General features: G+C 63.5%; 15 protein-coding genes. 9 read left to right on the top strand and 6 right to left on the bottom strand.

Annotated features, from left to right (window positions below):
• Nucleotides 1-132 precede the first annotated feature (132 nt).
• Nucleotides 133-924: a DNA repair protein gene (locus K288_RS0134640; protein WP_027583672.1), complete on the bottom strand. Its 792-nt coding sequence runs from the start codon at nucleotides 922-924 to the stop codon at nucleotides 133-135.
• Between the two features lie 214 nt (nucleotides 925-1,138).
• Between K288_RS0134640 and K288_RS0134635 the strand changes: the two genes are divergently transcribed.
• Together K288_RS0134635 and K288_RS0134630 are read left to right on the top strand one after the other, a co-directional pair.
• The gene (locus K288_RS0134635) at nucleotides 1,139-2,539 is read left to right on the top strand and encodes a UdgX family uracil-DNA binding protein (RefSeq protein WP_027583671.1); all 1,401 of its coding nucleotides are present in this window, start codon (nucleotides 1,139-1,141) and stop codon (nucleotides 2,537-2,539) included.
• 391 nt (nucleotides 2,540-2,930) lie between these two features.
• Nucleotides 2,931-4,559, top strand: a complete 1,629-nt coding sequence (locus K288_RS0134630; RefSeq protein WP_027583670.1) for an inorganic phosphate transporter — start codon at nucleotides 2,931-2,933, stop codon at nucleotides 4,557-4,559.
• Nucleotides 4,560-4,742: 183 nt separating this feature from the next.
• Here K288_RS0134630 and K288_RS0134625 read toward each other — a convergent pair whose 3' ends face one another.
• Nucleotides 4,743-5,915, bottom strand: a complete 1,173-nt coding sequence (locus K288_RS0134625) for a M20 aminoacylase family protein (protein WP_027583669.1) — start codon at nucleotides 5,913-5,915, stop codon at nucleotides 4,743-4,745.
• Nucleotides 5,916-6,124: 209 nt separating this feature from the next.
• Here K288_RS0134625 and K288_RS0134620 point away from each other — a divergent pair, with 209 nt between their 5' ends.
• From K288_RS0134620 to K288_RS0134595, 6 genes are all read left to right on the top strand, one after another.
• A complete protein-coding gene (locus K288_RS0134620) occupies nucleotides 6,125-7,747 on the top strand; it encodes a GMC family oxidoreductase N-terminal domain-containing protein (RefSeq protein WP_027583668.1) in 1,623 nt (540 codons plus the stop codon).
• Between the two features lie 4 nt (nucleotides 7,748-7,751).
• Nucleotides 7,752-8,660 carry an alpha/beta hydrolase gene (locus K288_RS0134615; protein ID WP_027583667.1) on the top strand — a complete coding sequence of 303 codons (909 nt, stop codon included), beginning with the start codon at nucleotides 7,752-7,754 and terminating at the stop codon, nucleotides 8,658-8,660.
• Between the two features lie 586 nt (nucleotides 8,661-9,246).
• The gene (locus K288_RS0134610; RefSeq protein ID WP_027583666.1) at nucleotides 9,247-10,197 is read left to right on the top strand and encodes a metallophosphoesterase; all 951 of its coding nucleotides are present in this window, start codon (nucleotides 9,247-9,249) and stop codon (nucleotides 10,195-10,197) included.
• A 14-nt stretch (nucleotides 10,198-10,211) separates the two neighbouring features.
• Nucleotides 10,212-10,535 carry a cupredoxin family copper-binding protein gene (locus K288_RS0134605; RefSeq protein WP_027583665.1) on the top strand — a complete coding sequence of 108 codons (324 nt, stop codon included), beginning with the start codon at nucleotides 10,212-10,214 and terminating at the stop codon, nucleotides 10,533-10,535.
• Between the two features lie 91 nt (nucleotides 10,536-10,626).
• Nucleotides 10,627-11,181 (top strand): sigma-70 family RNA polymerase sigma factor, encoded by a 555-nt coding sequence (locus tag K288_RS0134600; RefSeq protein WP_027583664.1) that lies wholly within the window; start codon nucleotides 10,627-10,629, stop codon nucleotides 11,179-11,181.
• On the top strand, nucleotides 11,178-11,945 hold the full coding sequence (locus K288_RS0134595) for an anti-sigma factor (protein ID WP_027583663.1): 768 nt from the start codon (nucleotides 11,178-11,180) through the stop codon (nucleotides 11,943-11,945). The genes K288_RS0134600 and K288_RS0134595 overlap by 4 nt, the downstream gene beginning before the upstream one ends.
• A 99-nt stretch (nucleotides 11,946-12,044) precedes the next feature.
• Here K288_RS0134595 and K288_RS0134590 read toward each other — a convergent pair whose 3' ends face one another.
• Nucleotides 12,045-12,449 carry a GFA family protein gene (locus K288_RS0134590; protein WP_027583662.1) on the bottom strand — a complete coding sequence of 135 codons (405 nt, stop codon included), beginning with the start codon at nucleotides 12,447-12,449 and terminating at the stop codon, nucleotides 12,045-12,047.
• Nucleotides 12,450-12,590: 141 nt separating this feature from the next.
• Nucleotides 12,591-13,982, bottom strand: a complete 1,392-nt coding sequence (gene hpnO, locus K288_RS0134585; RefSeq protein ID WP_027583661.1) for an aminobacteriohopanetriol synthase HpnO — start codon at nucleotides 13,980-13,982, stop codon at nucleotides 12,591-12,593.
• Nucleotides 13,983-14,084: 102 nt separating this feature from the next.
• Here hpnO and K288_RS0134580 point away from each other — a divergent pair, with 102 nt between their 5' ends.
• Nucleotides 14,085-14,765, top strand: coding sequence for a DUF2147 domain-containing protein (locus K288_RS0134580; protein ID WP_051334892.1), 681 nt, complete (start codon nucleotides 14,085-14,087; stop codon nucleotides 14,763-14,765).
• Here K288_RS0134580 and K288_RS0134575 read toward each other — a convergent pair.
• Both K288_RS0134575 and K288_RS55055 read right to left on the bottom strand, forming a co-directional pair.
• The gene (locus K288_RS0134575; RefSeq protein WP_027583659.1) at nucleotides 14,706-17,324 is read right to left on the bottom strand and encodes an MMPL family transporter; all 2,619 of its coding nucleotides are present in this window, start codon (nucleotides 17,322-17,324) and stop codon (nucleotides 14,706-14,708) included. The two genes, K288_RS0134580 and K288_RS0134575, sit on opposite strands and share 60 nt — an antisense overlap.
• A 333-nt stretch (nucleotides 17,325-17,657) precedes the next feature.
• Nucleotides 17,658-17,945, bottom strand: a 288-nt coding sequence (locus tag K288_RS55055; RefSeq protein ID WP_043161487.1) for a transposase, incomplete at its 5' end; no start/stop codon positions are given.

Below are 17,945 nucleotides of genomic sequence, written 5' to 3'. Positions count from 1 at the left end.
TCGTTAGATGCGATCCGGGTGAGGGGCCCGGTCTCTCGTGGGACCTGAGCCCCCTCACCCGACTTGCACATGGTCATGTGCAAGTCGACCTCTCCCCGTTGGGGAGAGGTGGGAATTCGCGGCGATGCCGTTTCAACTGGCGAGGCGGTGCGCGCCAGTTGCCGCTCGATCCGATCGATGGGCAGGCGCGGCAGCCACAGGCTGAGGATACGCCGACGGTTCGCTGAAAAGGCACTCATCACATTTCCATTCCATGATCCATCGCCCGACCGGGCCATGACGATTGCGAACGAGCTGCGCATCGAACAGAGGCGCGCCCCACGCGCTCCAACTGGCGCCCGGCGGTGAATGCGCCGCACGCACGATCCATCTGGTTTCCGCGGTGGATGGAAGCGGCGTTGCCGCCAGGCGGAGCAGCAGCGCGGGAACGCCCGATGATTGCGAGGCAAGCGTCAGTTTGCGGCTCGCGACCAGATCGAGCTGCCGCGCATCGCCCCAGACCTCCATGATGACGGCGCCAAGCGCGTCGCAGGCGAGCGCATCGGCCGTGGTGCGCAGCGCATTGTCGATGTCGGCGGCGCGCACCGTGACGAGAAGGCGCGGATCCAGGCCGAGCTCGGACAGGCCGTTCATCGACAGTGCGCCGGATTCGATTTCGGAAAAATCCTGCCGCACCCAGACCAGCGGCTTTCGCGCGGCAAGACGCCCGGCGAGCCCTGCGATGAAGCCGGTGGCGGACGCGCCCTGGCGCCCCTCGGCAAACACCTCGTGCACCGCGGCTCTCGCAAGGCCGCCCTTGAGCATGGCATCGGCGCCGGCATGGCCCAGCGCGATCCGCTGCAGCGCATGCGCTTCATTGGATGTCTCAATGCGTTCGATGCGCCCGCGCAGGGACGCAAGCGTGCTCAGGCGTGCGCTGGTCATGCGCCGCTCCTTAGGAAGATGTCGGGGCCTCGCTTCCGAAGAGAAACCAGAAGCTGGCTCATTCGTTCATGGTATGTTCTAATATAAAGCCAACTGCGCGGGAGGAGTCAATCGGATTGGTAACGGGATAAATTTGTAAGTGAAATCAATGGGATTGATGAGGGCCTTCATGGCCTGGTCAAGCCCGGGCATGACGGGAGGAAGAATAAGTGCCATGCACCACATCATCCTGGGCAGCGAGACTGATTTCGACGGCTGGCGCACGGCGGCGCGGGCGCTGGTATTGAACGACGTGACGCCGGATGACGTGACCTGGACCGTGCGCGGCCGCGGGCCCGATCTGCCGGAAACAGCGACGACCGAAACGCCGCTCGAGCCGCCGCATGGCACGTTCAATGTGCCGGCCAAATTCGTCGAGTTGGCGAAAACCGCGATCCTGCATCGCGATGCCGAGCGCTTTGCCCTGCTCTATCGCCTGTTGTGGCGCCTGCGCCGCGACCATGACCTGCTCGACATCGCCGACGATCCCGAGGTCGCGCATATCCATGCGATGGCGAAGGCCGTGCATCACGAGGTACAGCGGATGCGGACGTCGATCCGCTTCCGCGAGATCGGGCGCGAGCACAATTCGCATTTCGTCGCCTGGTTCGAGCCGCAGCATCATGTCGTGGAACTGGCCGCGCCCTTCTTCGCGAGCCGCTTTGCCGACATGCCCTGGTCGATCCTCACATCGGATGTCTGCGCGCATTGGAATGGACATGCGGTGTCGATCACGCCAGGCGTCAGCGAGGCCGGGATGCCCGCAGGCAATCGGCTGGAGGAGATCTGGCAGCATTATTACGCCACCATCTTCAACCCGGCCCGGCTCGCCGCGAAGAAATCGAGGAACCTGCCGGAGGCTTTGACGATTAAGGTCGAAAGCGAAAGCGCCGACGCCTCAGGGAGCGCGACGGACTATGCCGAAACCGAACCGCACACGCCGGAACCGGACATGATCCGCCGCGCCGCCGACCGCCTGAGCGCGCTGCGGGAGGAAGCCGCGGATTGCCGCGCCTGCCATCTCTATAAGCAAGCGACCCAGACCGTGTTCGGCGAAGGTCCGCAAAGCGCGCAGGTGATGCTGGTCGGCGAGCAGCCGGGCGACAAGGAAGATCTGGCCGGAAAGCCGTTCGTCGGTCCCGCCGGCCAGATGCTCGACCGCGCGCTCGACGAGGCCGGCATCGACCGCAAGAAAGTCTACGTCACCAATGCGGTGAAACATTTCAAATTCTTAGCCCGCGGCAAGATCCGCCTGCACCAGAAGCCGAATACGCCGGAGATCAAGGCCTGCCGCCGATGGTATGAGCGGGAACTCGCATCGATCAAACCGGACCTGGTGGTGGCGATGGGCGCGACCGCCGCCCAATGCGTGTTCAACAAGCTCACGCCGATCAATAAGAACCGCGGCCGCCTGATCGATCTCGCCGACGGCGTCAAGGCGCTGGTGACGGTGCACCCCTCCTATCTGCTGCGGCTGCCCGATGAGGATGCGAAAGCGCGGGAATATCAACGCTTTGTCGAGGATCTGAAGATCGCGGCGGAACTATTGAGGAAGCGCGCGCAGGCCGCAGCATGAGCACGGCGACATACATAGCCTGCAAATATCAAGCCGTTGATAAGACTGATATCTATTTACAACCTTACATTGATCGTCGATACTCCCCTATTACAGGGGGAGTTTGGGGCGTCTTGTTCACGCCAATGACGTTCCCATGAGGTCGGCGCGCTGCCGCGACGCCACAGCCCCGGCGTCAGGCAGCGCGCGACCGCTTCCACTTCGGAGGCTTCGCGGTACGCCTGCTCTGCCATCTGAATAGTCAACATTCGTACGCGTGACCGGCCATCATCGGTGCAGCATTCGCGCACCGTAGCGATACGTGATTCGCTCAAACTACGGCTGTCATCTAACCTTCAAGTCAATGGGTCAAAACTAAGGGACTCCTCCTGTATTTTGACGGGGCGTCAGAATGACCGATTTTGCACTCAATTCATCAGCACGCGAAGAAAGGCCGATCCAGCCGGCTTCAAGACCAAATCTCGACAAAGGCTTCAATCCGCTGACGATGATCCTCTTCTTCGGCGTCCTCGCGGCGGGGCTGCTGTTCGTCGCCTACAGCATCTATACCGACGTCCAGGCCTCGGGTACCCGCGTCACCACGTTGGTGCCTTTCCTTCTGCTGTTCGTCGCGCTCCTGATTGCGCTCGGCTTTGAGTTCGTCAACGGCTTCCACGACACCGCCAACGCGGTCGCCACCGTGATCTACACCCATTCGCTGCCCGCCGAGGTCGCGGTGATGTGGTCGGGCCTCTTCAACTTCCTCGGAGTGCTGTTCTCGAGCGGCGCGGTCGCATTCGGCATCATATCGCTGTTGCCGGTCGAACTGATCCTGCAGGTCGGCTCCAGCGCCGGCTTCGCCATGGTGTTTGCACTGCTGATCGCGGCGATTATCTGGAATCTCGGCACCTGGTATTTCGGCCTGCCCGCCTCCTCCTCGCACACGCTGATCGGCTCGATCATCGGCGTCGGCATCGCCAATGCGCTGATGCGCGGCCGCGACGGCACCTCCGGCGTCGACTGGAGCAAGGCCACCGAGATCGGCTATGCGCTCTTGCTGTCGCCGCTGGTCGGCTTCGTCTGCGCCGCGCTGCTCTTGCTCCTGCTCAAGATGATCGTGCGCAATCCCGCGCTCTATGCCGCGCCCGAAGGCAACAAGGCGCCCCCGCTCTGGATCCGCGGCCTCTTGATCCTGACCTGCACCGGCGTCAGCTTCGCGCACGGCTCCAATGACGGGCAGAAGGGCATGGGCCTGATCATGCTGATCCTGATCGGCACCGTGCCGACTGCCTATGCGCTGAACCGCGCGCTGCCGGAATCCATGGTCGCCCAGTTCCAGCAGAACTCGGAGGCCGCCTCCAAGGTGATCGCGGCGAAGGGTGCCGGCCACAGCATCATCGGCGATCCCCGTCCGGCCGTGACGCAGTACATCTCGCTGCACCACCTCACTGAGGGCACCTTCCCCTCGCTCGCGGTGCTGGTAAAAGATGTCAGCGACCAGGTAGCGAGGTACGGCTCGCTGAACAAGGTGCCGGCTGACGTCGTCGGCAATACGCGCAACGACATGTACCTGATCTCCGAAGCGATCCGCTTCCTGATGAAGGACAAGGAGAGCGACCTCAGCAAGGAAGATATCGCGACGCTGAATGCCTACAAGGCATCGCTCGACAGCGCGACCAAGTTCATCCCGACCTGGGTGAAGATCGCGGTCGCAATCGCGCTGGGCCTCGGCACCATGATCGGCTGGAAGCGGATCGTGATCACGGTCGGCGAAAAGATCGGCAAGACCCACCTGACCTACGCGCAGGGCGCCTCCGCAGAGCTCGTCGCCGCCGGCACGATCTTCGCGGCCGATAATTTCGGCCTGCCGGTGTCCACCACGCATGTGCTGTCGTCCGGCGTCGCCGGCGCCATGGCCGCCAATGGCTCGGGCCTGCAGATCGCGACCATCCGCAACTTGGTGATGGCATGGGTGCTGACGCTGCCGGCTGCGATCATGCTGTCGGCTTCGCTCTACGTGCTGTTCGCGAACGTGTTGTGAGTGGCTGAGCTATCTAACGACAAAGGCCCGCGCGATGCGCGGGCCTTTTTGTTTTTGGACTTAGCGCGAGGACCGCGGCAACTACACCGTCATTGCGAGCGCAGCGAAGCAATCCACGTCTCCACTCGCTGAGACATGGATTGCTTCGTCGCTTCGCTCCTCGCAATGACGGCCGGGCAGAAGTCACGCCGCGAGCGTGTTCTCCACCAGCTTGATCCAGTAGGACGAGCCGTAGACGATCGCTTCGTCGTTGAAGTTGTAGGCGGGGTGATGCAGGCCGGCGCTGTCGCCGTTGCCGCAGAAGATGAAGGCGCCGGGGCGCGCTTCCAGCATGTAGGCGAAATCCTCCGCGCCCATCATCGGCGGCATTTCGTGGACGTTGTTCTCGCCGGCGATTTCCCTGGCGATCCTGGTCGCGAACTCGGTCTCTGCCGCGTGGTTGACGACGACGGGATAGCCGCGCTCATAGGTGACGTTGATCCACGCGCCGGTCATCTGCGCGACGCCGGCGACCACCTCATGCACGCGCTTCTCGACCAATGCACGCACCTCTGGAGTCAGCGTGCGCACCGTGCCGCGCAGCTCGGCGGTGTGCGGAATCACATTGCGAGCATTGCCCGCGTGGAATTCGCAGATCGAGATGACGGCCGAATCCAGCGGATCGACGGTGCGTGAGACGATCGACTGCAGCGCCGTGATCAATTGCGCGCCGACCAGCACGCTGTCGATGCATTTATGCGGCCGCGCGGCATGGCCGCCGACACCTTCGATCCTGATGTCGATCGAGTCCGTTGCCGCCATGATCGGGCCGGTCCGGATGGCGAACGAGCCGACGGGGATCCCGGGGCCGTTGTGCATGCCGTAGACCTGCTCGATGCCGAACCGTTCCATCAGCCCGTCCTTGATCATCGCGGCAGCACCGGCGCCGCCCTCTTCGGCCGGCTGGAAGATCACGACCGCATTGCCAGAGAAATTGCGGGTCTCGGCGAGGTAGCGGGCGGCGCCCAACAGCATCGCGGTGTGCCCGTCATGGCCGCAGGCGTGCATCTTGCCCGGCGTCTTGGAAGCGTAGGGCAGATTGGTCTCCTCCACGATCGGCAGCGCATCCATGTCGGCCCGCAGCCCGATCACCCTGGTCTCGCCATTGCCGGCGGGTTTCTTGCCCTTGATGACGCCAACCACACCGGTGCGGCCGAGCCCCGTCGCGACCTCGTCGCAGCCGAATTCGCGCAGCCGCTCGGCGACGAATGCTGCAGTGCGATGGGTGTCATACATCAGCTCGGGATGTTCATGGATTTCCCGCCGCCAGGCCTGGATGGCGGGCTGCAGATCGGCGACGCGGTTGACAATGGGCATGGCACTTCTCGGATCTGTGATTCAAACGTCTGTGTACCTTTCTACCATGCAAGCTGCGGTCCACCCAACAGCCGCGCCCGGCCGCCCATGCCCAGCCGTCATGGCTGGACTTGTCCCGCCGGCCCACGTCTGACTATTAGGACAGCAGATGCGTGGATGCCTGGAACATTTTCGGACAACGCGGCCGCGGACGGGTGGAAAGCAAGAGAATGCCTGGAAAGCTCGAGGGTGATTTCGACTATATCGTCGTCGGCGCCGGCACCGCCGGCTGCATCATGGCCAACCGGCTCTCGGCCGATCCCTCAAAGCGCGTGCTGGTGCTGGAAGCCGGCAGCAACGACAACTGGATCTGGTTTCACATCCCGGTCGGCTATCTCTTCGCGATCGGCAATCCGCGCTCCGACTGGATGTTCAAGACCGAGGCGGAGCCGGGCCTCAACGGCCGCGCGCTCGCCTACCCTCGTGGAAAGGTGATCGGCGGCTGCTCGGCGATCAACGCCATGATCTCGATGCGCGGACAGGCCGCCGATTACGATCACTGGCGTCAGCTCGGCCTTGCCGGCTGGGGCTATGACGACGTGCGGCCGGTATTCCGTGGGCTCGAGGATCATTTCCTCGGGCCGAGCGAGGACCATGGCAGTGGTGGCGGCTGGCGCATCGAGGCACCGCGACTGTCCTGGAAAGTCCTGGACGCCGTCGGCGATGCCGCGGAAGAAATGGGCATCAAACGCATTCCCGATTTCAACACCGGCGACAACGAAGGCGTGAGCTACTTCCACGTCAACCAGAAGCGCGGCCGCCGCTGGTCTTCCGCGCGCGGCTTCCTGAAGCCCGCATTGCACCGGCCGAACCTGAGGCTGGAAAAGAACGTGCTGGTCGATCGCCTGATCGTCGAACAGGGCCGGGCCGTCGGCGTGCGCTTCATCCGCGGCAACGAGACCATCGAGGCCCGCACCAAGGGAGAAGTGATCCTGACCGCCGGTGCGATCGGATCGGTGCAGGTGCTGCAGCGCTCCGGCATCGGGCCTGCCGACTGGCTCGCACCGCTCGGGATTGATGTCGCGCTCGACAAGCCGGGCGTCGGACGCAACCTGCAGGACCATCTGCAGCAGCGCGCGATCTACAAGGTCACTGGCGTGCGCACGCTGAACGAAACCTACTACTCGCTGTTCCGCCGCGGCCTGATGGGCCTCGACTATGCGCTGCGCCGCCGCGGTCCCCTGACCATGGCGCCGTCGCAGCTCGGCATCTTCACCCGCTCTGACCCGCGTCGCGAGCGCGCCAATATCCAGTTCCACGTGCAGCCGCTGTCGCTCGACAAGTTCGGCGATCCCCTGCACCGCTTTCCCGCGATCACTGTGAGCGCCTGCAACCTGCAGCCAACCTCGCGCGGCACCGTCCGCATCCGCTCGGCCCAGCCTGACGAGAAGCCGTCGATCGCGCCGAATTATCTTTCGACCGACGAAGACCGCCAGGTCGCGGCCGACGCAATCCGCACCACCCGCCGCCTGATGAAGCAGAAGACGCTCGCGCAATACCGGCCCGAGGAATTCCTCCCCGGCCCTTCCGTCGGCGACGACGATGCATCGCTCGCAAAGGCCGCCGGCGATATCGGCACCACGATCTTCCACCCCGTCGGCACCGCGAAGATGGGCACGGCGAACGATCCGATGGCCGTGGTCGACGAACGCCTGCGCTTCCACGGCATTGCGGGCCTTCGCGTCGCCGACGCTTCGGTGATGCCGACGATCACCTCGGGCAATACCAACACACCGACCGCGATGATCGCGGAGAAGGCGGCTGCGATGATATTGGAAGATTCGCGTCGGTAGCCGCATGGTCAGTCAGCGCCGCCTCTCGATCGGGTCTGCAGATACGCGCATTGCGCTGGTGCGATGGGCCGAGGAAGGCTCGCACCGGCCGCCCGCACTTCTGCTCCACGGCACTGGTTTCATGGCCAATGTCTGGGATGAGGTCGCGCACGATCTTGCATCTGACTACACAGTGTATGCGCTCGATCGCCGCGGCCACGGCGACAGCCACAAGCCCGCGGCCAACTGCTATCACTTTCAGGACTATGCGCAGGACGTGTGCCGGGTCCTCGAAGAGCTCGGCCTGCACGACATCTACGGGATCGGCCACAGCGCAGGCGCCACCGACCTGCTGCTAGCCGCAAAACTGCTGCCGGGGCGCTTCGCACGTCTGTTCGTGATGGAGCCGACCGTCATGGATCCGCGCGCCGCGCGCGACGGCGTGACTGGGTTGAGCGAGCAGGCAACCTCCGCGGTGCAAGGCGCCCTGCGCCGCCAGGCGGAGTTCGACAGTCTTGACGCGGTGTTCACACGCTATCGCGCCGCGCCCGCATTTGCGGATTGGTCTGACACTTCGCTCTGGGCCTATATCAGGCATGCCTTTGCACCCCTCGAGAACGGACGGGTAAGGCTTCGTTGTACGCCCGAAATCGAGTCGGCGATCCTGCGCCCGATCTTCGAGGCCATGGAGCAGGTCTACGCCGGAGATACGCGCGGCAATCCTTTCGAATGGCTCGCCGCAATCGACTGCCCCGTGCGCGTGGCCACGGCCGAAAAATCCTGGCCGATCTACAAGGAGATGGCGTCGCGGGCCGTCTCGCTCATTCCCCATGCCAGCAAGCGGAATTTCGAGGGCATCGGCCATTGCGTGGCGCAGGAAGCGCCGCCAATGCTGTTGCAAGCCTTGCGGGAATTCGCGCGATCGGAACGATGAAGCCCGCTCACTGCACGCAGGGCAAAAACCGGTCTCCACTTTTCCGAATCATGCTCCAGGAATCCGCAGTGGCCACAGCACGGACTCATCGTTCGCGCCCAGGCTGGCTTGCTTTAGGTGGCACGACGATGGCGCCAGCGTTGGGGTGATGATCGTTCGCGAGCGCTCCCTGCCGGACGCCATCACCTCGCATTCGTCCATCAAATAGGAACGGCCGTGTTCCACTCTCGCTGGCAACGGCCGGCGTGTGCGATTGTCCAGACTTGGTATCTTGCGCGTTGGCGGCGGTCGCGGCCAGTGCCAACACAAACGCGATTGCTGGTCTCGACATGACGGGCTTCACCTCTTGCGCGCGGGACGAAAGCGCGGCGGCACGACCTAGTTTCGATCACCGTCGGGGAGGAACTGGGCGCCAGGATGGCGGCCATCCTTGCCGCCAACTACCTGGCCTTCGTCCAGCTTGCGTCACGCCAGCTCACGAGATCGTCATCACCCCATGCCGATAGACCGCTGCCGCCGGGAATAACCCCTCCCCTCGCTCGATCACGTCTCCGCAGGCCCAATTACGGGCGCATGGAGAACTGCGATGAGCGGGTTCGATCACGACAACAGGGATGAAGAGCGCGGCGTCAGCCGCCGCAAAGTGCTCGAGTGCATGACCTGGGCGGGCACCGGCGTGCTCTGGACGGTGGCGGGCGGCGTACCGCGCTCGCTCGGCATGGTCGGCTCGGCGCAAGCGGCCGAGTCCTCTGGCATGACCTTCCTGCAGATCAGCGACAGCCATGTCGGCTTCGACAAGGCGGCCAATCCGAACGCGCTCGGCACGCTGGAAGAGGCGATTGGCAAGATCAGCGCCATGCCGGCGAAGCCATCCTTCATGATCCACACCGGCGACATCACGCATCTGTCGAAGGCCGCCGAGTTCGACAATGCCGAGCGCGTCATCTCGCAGGCCAAGCTCGACGTGCATTACGTGCCGGGCGAGCACGATCTTATCGACGAGGAGGTCAAGCTCTACAAGGAGCGCTACGGCCGCGGCACCAGGGGCGCCGGCTGGTATTCGTTCGACGCCGGCGGCGTGCACTTCGTCGGCCTCGTCAACGTCGTCGACCTCAAGGCCGGAGGCCTGGGCAATCTCGGCGCCGAGCAGCTCGAATGGCTCGAGAACGATCTGAAGGGCCGCTCGAAATCGACCCCGATCGTGCTGTTCGCCCACATCCCGCTGTGGACCGTCTATCCGACCTGGGGCTGGGGCACCGAGGACGGCGCACGCGCGCTGGAATATGTGAAGGGCTTCGGCTCCGTGACGGTGCTGAACGGGCACATCCACCAGGTGATGCAGAAGGTCGAAGGCAACGTCACCTTCCACACCGCGCGCTCAACCGCCTTCCCGCAGCCGGCGCCGGGCACTGCGCCCTCGCCCGGCCCGATGAAGGTCGAGGATGCCAGGCTCCGCAGCCTGCTCGGCATCGCCAGCGTCAACTTCAAGCAGGGGCAGGAGCGCCTCGCCATCATCGACACGCCGCTGCAGGGCTGAAGAGGAACAGGTTCATGAGCACGATCAATCGCCGCGACTTCGGCATCGCCGTCGCCGCGGCCATGCTGCTCCCGGCCACCACTGCGCGTGCCGCCGATACGGAAGTGCATATCGACAATTTCGTCTTCCAGCCCGCGCAGCTCGACTTGAAGGTCGGCACGACCGTCACCTGGACCAATCGCGACGACATTCCGCACACGGTGGTGTGTGCCGGAAAATTCAGGTCAAAAACCATGGACACCGACGATAGCTTTTCATTCACCTTTACGGCGGCCGGCGAGTACAAATATTTTTGTTCGCTTCACCCGCACATGACAGGCATGATCCGGGTCGAGTAAATTGCCAATCTCAGCCAGCGCAACCATGCCCGGCCGGCAGACCCTTTCCGGCCGGGCCAAGACATTCGCCGCACAAACCGGGCATGAGGCGATGAAAGCGTCGGAGGAAGATCCCGAGAAGGCGCGGCGCTTTCGCGAGGCCGCACTGCCTTATCTTGACGATGCCTATACACTGGCTCGCTATCTCCTGCGCGACGCCAGCGATGCCGAAGATGCGGTGCAGGAATGTTTCCTGCGCGCCTACAAGCATTTCGACAGCTATCGCGGACCGGCGATGAGGCCTTGGTTGTTCGCGATCCTGCGTAATGTCTGCCGTGCAGAATATGCGCGGCGCGCGGGCACCCAGACCGGCGCGACCGAGGATGTCGCTGACAGTGCGGAGGCAACACCGCTCTGGCACGAGGCGCCGGAGACGCCGGAAGCGCAGATGCTGCGCGAGAAGGATTCCGCATCAATTCGCCGGCTGATCGCGGCGCTTGCCGAACCGTTTCGCGAGACCTTCGTGCTCCGGGAAATCCAGAACCTTTCGTACCGCGAGATCGCCGATGTTGCAGCCGTTCCCGTCGGCACCGTGATGTCGCGCCTTGCGCGCGCCCGCGCGATGCTGCGCTCGGCGTGGCTTGCGGAACAGGAGCAAGTAAAATGACCTGCGAGGAAGCCGAGGTGCTGCTTCAGGCGCTGATCGACGGCGAGCTCGACGCGGGACACGCGCGCGAGGTCGAGGATCACATCGCGGGCTGCCCGCGCTGCGCGGAGCTGGCGAAAGACTATCGCGCGATGAGCCGCATGATCGCGGACAAGGGTGCAAGCTACACCGCGCCGCCCGAGCTGCGCCGGCGCATCGAGGCCGCGCTGCCGCAGCCGAAGGCCGCGCCAAGCCGCCGCGCGGTGCTGCGCGGCTTCGCACTGGGATCGGCGGTCTCCGCGATGGCAGCGACCGGGCTCATCGCGGTCATCCTGCGCAATGACGACGACGCCCGCATCCAGTCGGAATTGGTCTCAGCCCACCTGCGGTCGCTGCAGGCCGGCCATCTCACCGACGTGCTTTCCACCGACCAGCACACGGTCAAGCCGTGGTTCAACGGCAGGCTCGACGTCGCTCCACCTGTGCTGGACCTCACCGCCAAGGGCTTCACCCTGATCGGCGGCCGGCTCGACTATGTCGACGCCCGCCCGATCGGCGCCGTGGTCTACCGAAGGCGCCAGCACGTCATCAATCTGTTCGTCGCGCAGACATCAGATACCGAGCGTCACGCCGCCACGACGAGCATGCGGCAGGGCTTCAACATCCGCCACTGGAGCGATCACGGACTGAACTTCTGGGCCGTCAGCGACCTCGGCGCCGATGAACTTGCCGAGTTCGGCGACAAGTTCGAGACGGCGATGCGGACGAATAAGGAAGCTTCGTAGCCCGGATGGAGCGAAGCGCAATCCGGGAACGACGTCGCAAGCGGCGACATACCCCGGATTGCGCTTCGCTCCATCCGGGCTACGGATCGTTGTGGGCAACTATGGCTGCGGCGGATATCGGTCAAACACCGGCAGCTCGTGCGCGCGTTCCATCCATCCAATCCGCTCCGCGACCTGGACGTGAATAGCAGCCGGCACGACGTCAGGATCATCATAGGTTCCGCTCTGAACATCAATGATCCCGGGCAACATCTGCTCATTGACGTAGAAAAGACCGGTGCCGCAGTTCGCGCAAAAGTGCCGGCGGCCATGTTCGGACGATGCGTAGACCTTGGGCTGCCCTTGCGTCACCTTGACCGCATCGACGGGATACATCGTCCAGCCGACCATCGGCGCGCCGGCGTGACGTCTGCAATCCGTGCAGTGGCAGAGGGCGTGGGTAAGGGCTTCACCTTCAGCCTCGTAGCGGATGGCTCCGCAATGACAGCCGCCCGTGATGTGCATTCATCTGCTCCCAGGTCATTGATGTCGGTCGAAAATTGTAGCCCGGATGAAGCGAAGCGTAATCCGGGAAACCAGTTCGCGCGGAGCCATGACCCCGATTGCGCTTCGCTTCATCCGGGCTACGAAAGCCGCAGGCTCTGATCAGGCCGACTTGCGCACCGCGTTGTCGACCAGCGTCTTGCCGAGCGACCAGATCGCGCCGGGGACCTTGTGGCTGCCGGCGATCACGGTGTCGAAGGCCTTTTCGATCCAGGTGCAATCGTCCTCGGTGAGGATGAGCGGCGGCAGGAGCTTGATGGTGTGGCTGCCGTGGCCGGCGACCTGGGTGAGGATCTTGTGGTCCTTGAACAGCGGCACGGTGATGAGCTGGCAGAACAGGCCCTTGTTGGCGGTCTCCAGCACGTTCCAGGACGCGCGCAGGCGCAGCGACTTCGGCGGGCCGAACTCGATGCCGATCATCAATCCCTTGCCGCGGACTTCCTTCATCAGCTCGTAGCCCGGGACCATCCGCGTCAGCGCGAGGCGGAGCTCGGCGCCGCGCTTTGCGGCCTGCTCGACCAGCTTCTCGGCCTTGATAACGTCGAGCGTCGCGATGCCCGCGGCCATCGCGAGATCGTTCTTCGAAAATGTCGAGCCGTGCACGACGGCGCGATCCATCTGGTTGAAGATCTTGTCGAAGATGCTCTTGCGCGTCAGCAGCGCGCCGACCGGGACATGTCCCCCCGACAGCGCCTTGGCGAGCAGCACCATGTCGGGCTCGACATTCCAGTGCTCGACGGCGAGGAACTTGCCGGTGCGGCCGACGCCGGTCTGAATCTCATCGGCGACGAACAGTGTGCCGTATTTCCGACACAGCGCCGCGGCACCCGGGAGGAATTCGTCCGAGGGCATGTTGACGCCCTTGCCCTGGATCGGCTCGACGATGAAGGCCGCGACCTGGCGCGACGACAGCGCCTGCTCGAGCGCGGCAAGATCGTTGAACGGAATCTGGGTGCAGCCGGGCAGCAGCGGCTCGAAGCCGGAGCGGAAATTCGCATCGTCCATCAGCGACAGCGCGCCGTAGGACAATCCGTGAAACGAATGCGAGCAGGACACGATGCCGGGACGGCCGGTTGCGCCACGCGCAAACTTGATGGCGGCTTCTACCGTCTCGGCGCCCGAATTGGAGAAGAATACCTTGTCCAGATATGGCACATGCTCAAGCAGGCGCTCGGCGAGGATGCCCGCGAGCGTGGACACGTCGAGCTGCACGAGGTTGGGCAGGTCGGCATCCAGCACGCTCTTCAAGGCCTGGCGCAGCGCCGGGTGATTGCGGCCGATCGCAAAAACGCCAAATCCGCTGAGTAGGTCGAGATAACGTGCCCCTTCACGATCGAAGAGATATTGGCCTTGCCCTTTTTGAAAGCCGACGTCATAGCCGATGGTTTTGAGCACGCGTACAAGCTGCTCATTCAAGTAGCGCGCGTGCAGGGAACTGCGCTGCGCCTGGCGCTCCACAAACATCTCGGAAACGTCTAGATTTGAGCTTAGCATTGGCTACATACGTCGGTTGATGGTCATTTCGTCAACTCAAAACGCCGAATGCGGCGTTTTGCCCCCAAGCTTTGGCTCTTCCACTTAAGCACAGGTAAGACCATGTTGCACTGCCCACCCAAGCTCGCGCGCACCATAGCATACTCGGGATTCGTTTTGGCGAGCACATTGGTGCCGGCGCTGGCCGGGGACCCCACCGGCGACTGGCGCGTAGCTGACGGCGTCGCCCATATCAGGGTTGCTCAATGCAACGGTAGCATCTGGGGTGCAGTTGCCTGGGAGAAAGTCCCTGGCGGCAAGGACACGCATAATCCGGATTCCGCGAAGCAAAGCCGGCCGACGCTCGGCATGCCGATCCTGATCGACATGAAGAAGAAGACGGGCACAGATGCGTGGGAGGGGCAAGTCTATAATGCCAAGGACGGACAGCTCTACAGCTCTACGATCAAGCCAATTGGTTCTGACAAGCTCGAGATTCAAGGCTGCGTGCTGGGCTTTCTGTGCGGCGGCGAGACCTGGACCCGCGTTGGCCCTCCGATTCCCTCCAACCCTGCCAACAGCATGGCGAAGGGCACCGCGCCCAAAGGTGCAGCGCCGTCTGCACCGCAAGCAGCCTCTCAGATGCCGCCCAGGACCACGGGCTCGGTGAGTTCGGCTCCTGGCACCGCGCCGGCCGCGTCGTCCAAACAACAAGCAGGCCAGAAGCAGGCAACTACCGGGCAATCAGGTGACGTCGTCGGCGATATCTGCCTCCTTCCGGACGTCACGGGGTTTACCCATTAGGGCCGGCTGGAACAGCAGCACCGCGGCGAGAGTCGTGACCAGCGACAGCGCGAGCAATTTACCCATGCTCGCGGTCCCCGGGTGACTCGAAAGCCACAGGCTGCCGAACGCGGTAGCCGTCGTCAGCGCGCTGAAAAAGATGGCCCGCGTCAGGCTCGATTGCAGCAAATTCGTTCTGCCCTGACGCCAGGCGGTGACGTAATAGATCTTGAAGGCGACGCCGACGCCGAGCAACAGCGGCAGCGCCACGATGTTGGCGAAGTTGAGCGGCAGCCCAATCAGCACGCAGATCTCCAGCGTCACGGCGCCCGCGACCAGCAGCGGCACGATCGTAAGCAGCACATCGGTGACGCGCCGTAGCGTCAGCCAGAGCAACAGGCTGATCACGATCAGCGCCCAGATGCCGGCGTGGATGAACGCCCTTACCACGGTATCGCCTGATTTCAGGATCGAGACCGGGCCGCCGATCGCGGTCGGCTCGGCTGCGAGCACGGCTGCCGCGAACTTGCGCAGCGTGTCGTTGTCGTTCGGATCGCCCTTTGGCAGGGCCTCGACCCGTATCACCCCGTCCTTGGCCCTCCATTCGCGCACCAGGTCCTCAGGTAGCGACTTCAGGGTGACGGTCTGGGCCTGCAGCATGTCCTTGAGCTGATCGAGCACCACCTTGAGCGGCGAAACGAAGACGTGCTGCGCCTTGTCGCGCGTCGCCTGATTCGAATCGGCGAGCTTGGTCAGCGCGTCCGCAAGCCGGCGCGCGGCCACCGCGCCCGCGTTCTTGATGTCGCCGGCGGTCTTGCGGAGGTTGTCGGCCGAACTCTTCAGGGACTCGACATTCTCCTGGTCGCTCGGCGGCGCATCGATCGAATCCGGATTGAGCGCCGGATTGAGCGTCTTCGCCGCCTGCGCGATCAGCTTCAGCTTGGCGGGCTGATCGGTCGGCACGAAGCTGTCGAGCGAGCGGACGCTCAGCACTTCCGGCAGCTTCTCCAGCCTCTCCTCGATCTTCCTGGCGTCTGCTTCCGAATGCGTCATCACGTTGATCGCATTGGCGCCGGTGTTCGGGTCGCGCCTCAAATCGAGGAAGGTCGCGATCGATTCGACCTGCGAGTTGCGCAGGTTGATCGGGTTGAAATCGAACTTCATGTAGTAGAGCAGCGGCAGGCCGGCGATCACGACTGCAAGCGTGCAGATGATGATGGCGACGCGATGCTTCTCCAGGAAGTGGTCGACGGGTGCGAGGAACGCGTAGCCGACCGGCTCTTTCTCGCCGGGCGGATTGAGCAGGTCCAACAGCGCCGGCAGCGTGGTGATGCTGGTGAGGAATGCGATCAGCATGCCGGCGCCGGCGATCTTGCCGAGCTCGGAAATGCCCTTGTAGTCGGTCGGCAGGAAGCACAGGAAGCCAGCAGCGGTCGCCATCGCCGCAAGCGAGAGCGGCACCGCCGAGCGCCGCGCCGCATTCTCCAGCGCCAAGGTCAGGTTGTCGTTCTTGAAGCGTTCGGAGCGGTAGCGGACGCTGAACTGGATGCCGAAATCGACGCCCAGGCCCACGAACAGCACGGCAAAGGCGATCGACAACAGATTGAGCGAGCCGACCATCATCAGGCCGACGGCGGTGGTGATCGCAAGTCCGATGAACAGGTTCAGGAACACGGCGAAGATGATCTTGGCCGAGTGCAGCGCGAGCCACAGGATCACCAGCACGATCAGCACGGTGCCGATGCCGTTGATGACGGCGCCGTCCTGGACGGTGGCATATTCCTCATTTGCAATCGGCACCGGCCCGGTGAGGCGGACGCGCGCGCCGTATTCACTTGCGAATTTCAGGTCGGCGGCTGCCTGCCGGATCGTATCGGTGGCCGCCTTGCCCGGCTCCAGCGCCTGATAGTCAAGCACCGGCTTGAACTCGATGAAGGCACGCTTGTCCGAATCGGTCAGCGGCTTGTCGCTGGTGAGCTCGCGCCAGGAGAAGGTCGGATTTTCCTTGTTGCTGAGGACATCCTCGACCGTCTGCGAGATCAGGTTGAAGGGCCGCGCGGCGTTCTCGAGCTTGGCCTGTCCGCGCTTGATGCCGGCGAGGCCGGTCTCGAGCGCACCGGTGAGGCCGCGGATCGAGGGATCGCCAGCCATGATCTCGATCAGGGGCGCGCCGGATTCGAGCTCGCCGGTGACCTGCGCGACCTCCTCGGTTGGCAGGAACAGAAGCCCGTTCTTCTCGAAGAATTCGCCGGAGCCGAGCGGCGTGACCGATTCGAAATGCTTGGTGTCGCCGGTAAGCTTGTCGGCCAGCGCCCTGGCGGCGAGGCTGGTGAGCTCCGGGGTCGGCGCATCCACCACGGCGAGAATCAGGCGGTCGCGGTCAAAGGCCTCCTCGAACTGGATGTCGCGTTGGCGCCAGTCGAGATGGGGCGAGATCAGCGTGTTGATGTCCGTATTGATCGTGAAATTGCGGGCCGCGTAATAGCCCGCCGCCACCGCAAGAATCAGCGAGAACACGACGACAGGGACAGCAAACCGCGTACACGCCTTAACAATCGAAACAACAATACGTGTCAGCACTTCATTTCTTTCTGATCTTTCCAGGAAGCACGCCGAAAACGCTCGCTATCTAGCGGAGTTCCCAGGGCCGATCTAATGTTGTTTTTACCGCCCGACCGCTGGTTCGCGAGAACGTGTCGAAACGGGCCGGAACGGCGTTGGGGCGCGGTATATCCCGCCCCAGCGGGCAATAAAGTGACGAACAAGTGAGATGGGGTGGGCATTAATGCCGCACTTTTAGGTATCAAATTACCCAAAACCATTAACCCGATTGGTAACCATTTCGTAATGCGGCTTTTCTAGGAGCCCGTCCAGATAGCTTTCTGGTTGGCGCATTTCGACACGAAATCCCGCTCATGGGGGCCTTGCGAGGTTAGCGAGCTTCACGAGGTTGTGGGCGGTGCAGATTATCGCCCATTCGGCACGCACGTTTGCCAGGCCCCGCAACAGGAACTGGCGGAAGCCGCGCGCCTGCTTGATCTGTCCGAACACCGCCTCCACGATCTGCTTTCTTAGCCGGTAGGGGGTGTCGAAGCCGCCATCGGCAATCTTTTTTCTCATCGCCTGTGTCAGCGGTCCGCCGACCTTGCCGTTGTCGGCGGTGGGGCGCTTGGCGCGTCCGGTGGCGATGTAGCCGTCGAT

Origin of the sequence: Bradyrhizobium sp. Ai1a-2, assembly GCF_000426245.1 — a bacterium.
Taxonomy (GTDB): domain Bacteria; phylum Pseudomonadota; class Alphaproteobacteria; order Rhizobiales; family Xanthobacteraceae; genus Bradyrhizobium.
Note: the sequence above shows the minus strand (reverse complement) of the source record. Positions and strands in the feature narration are given on the sequence as shown.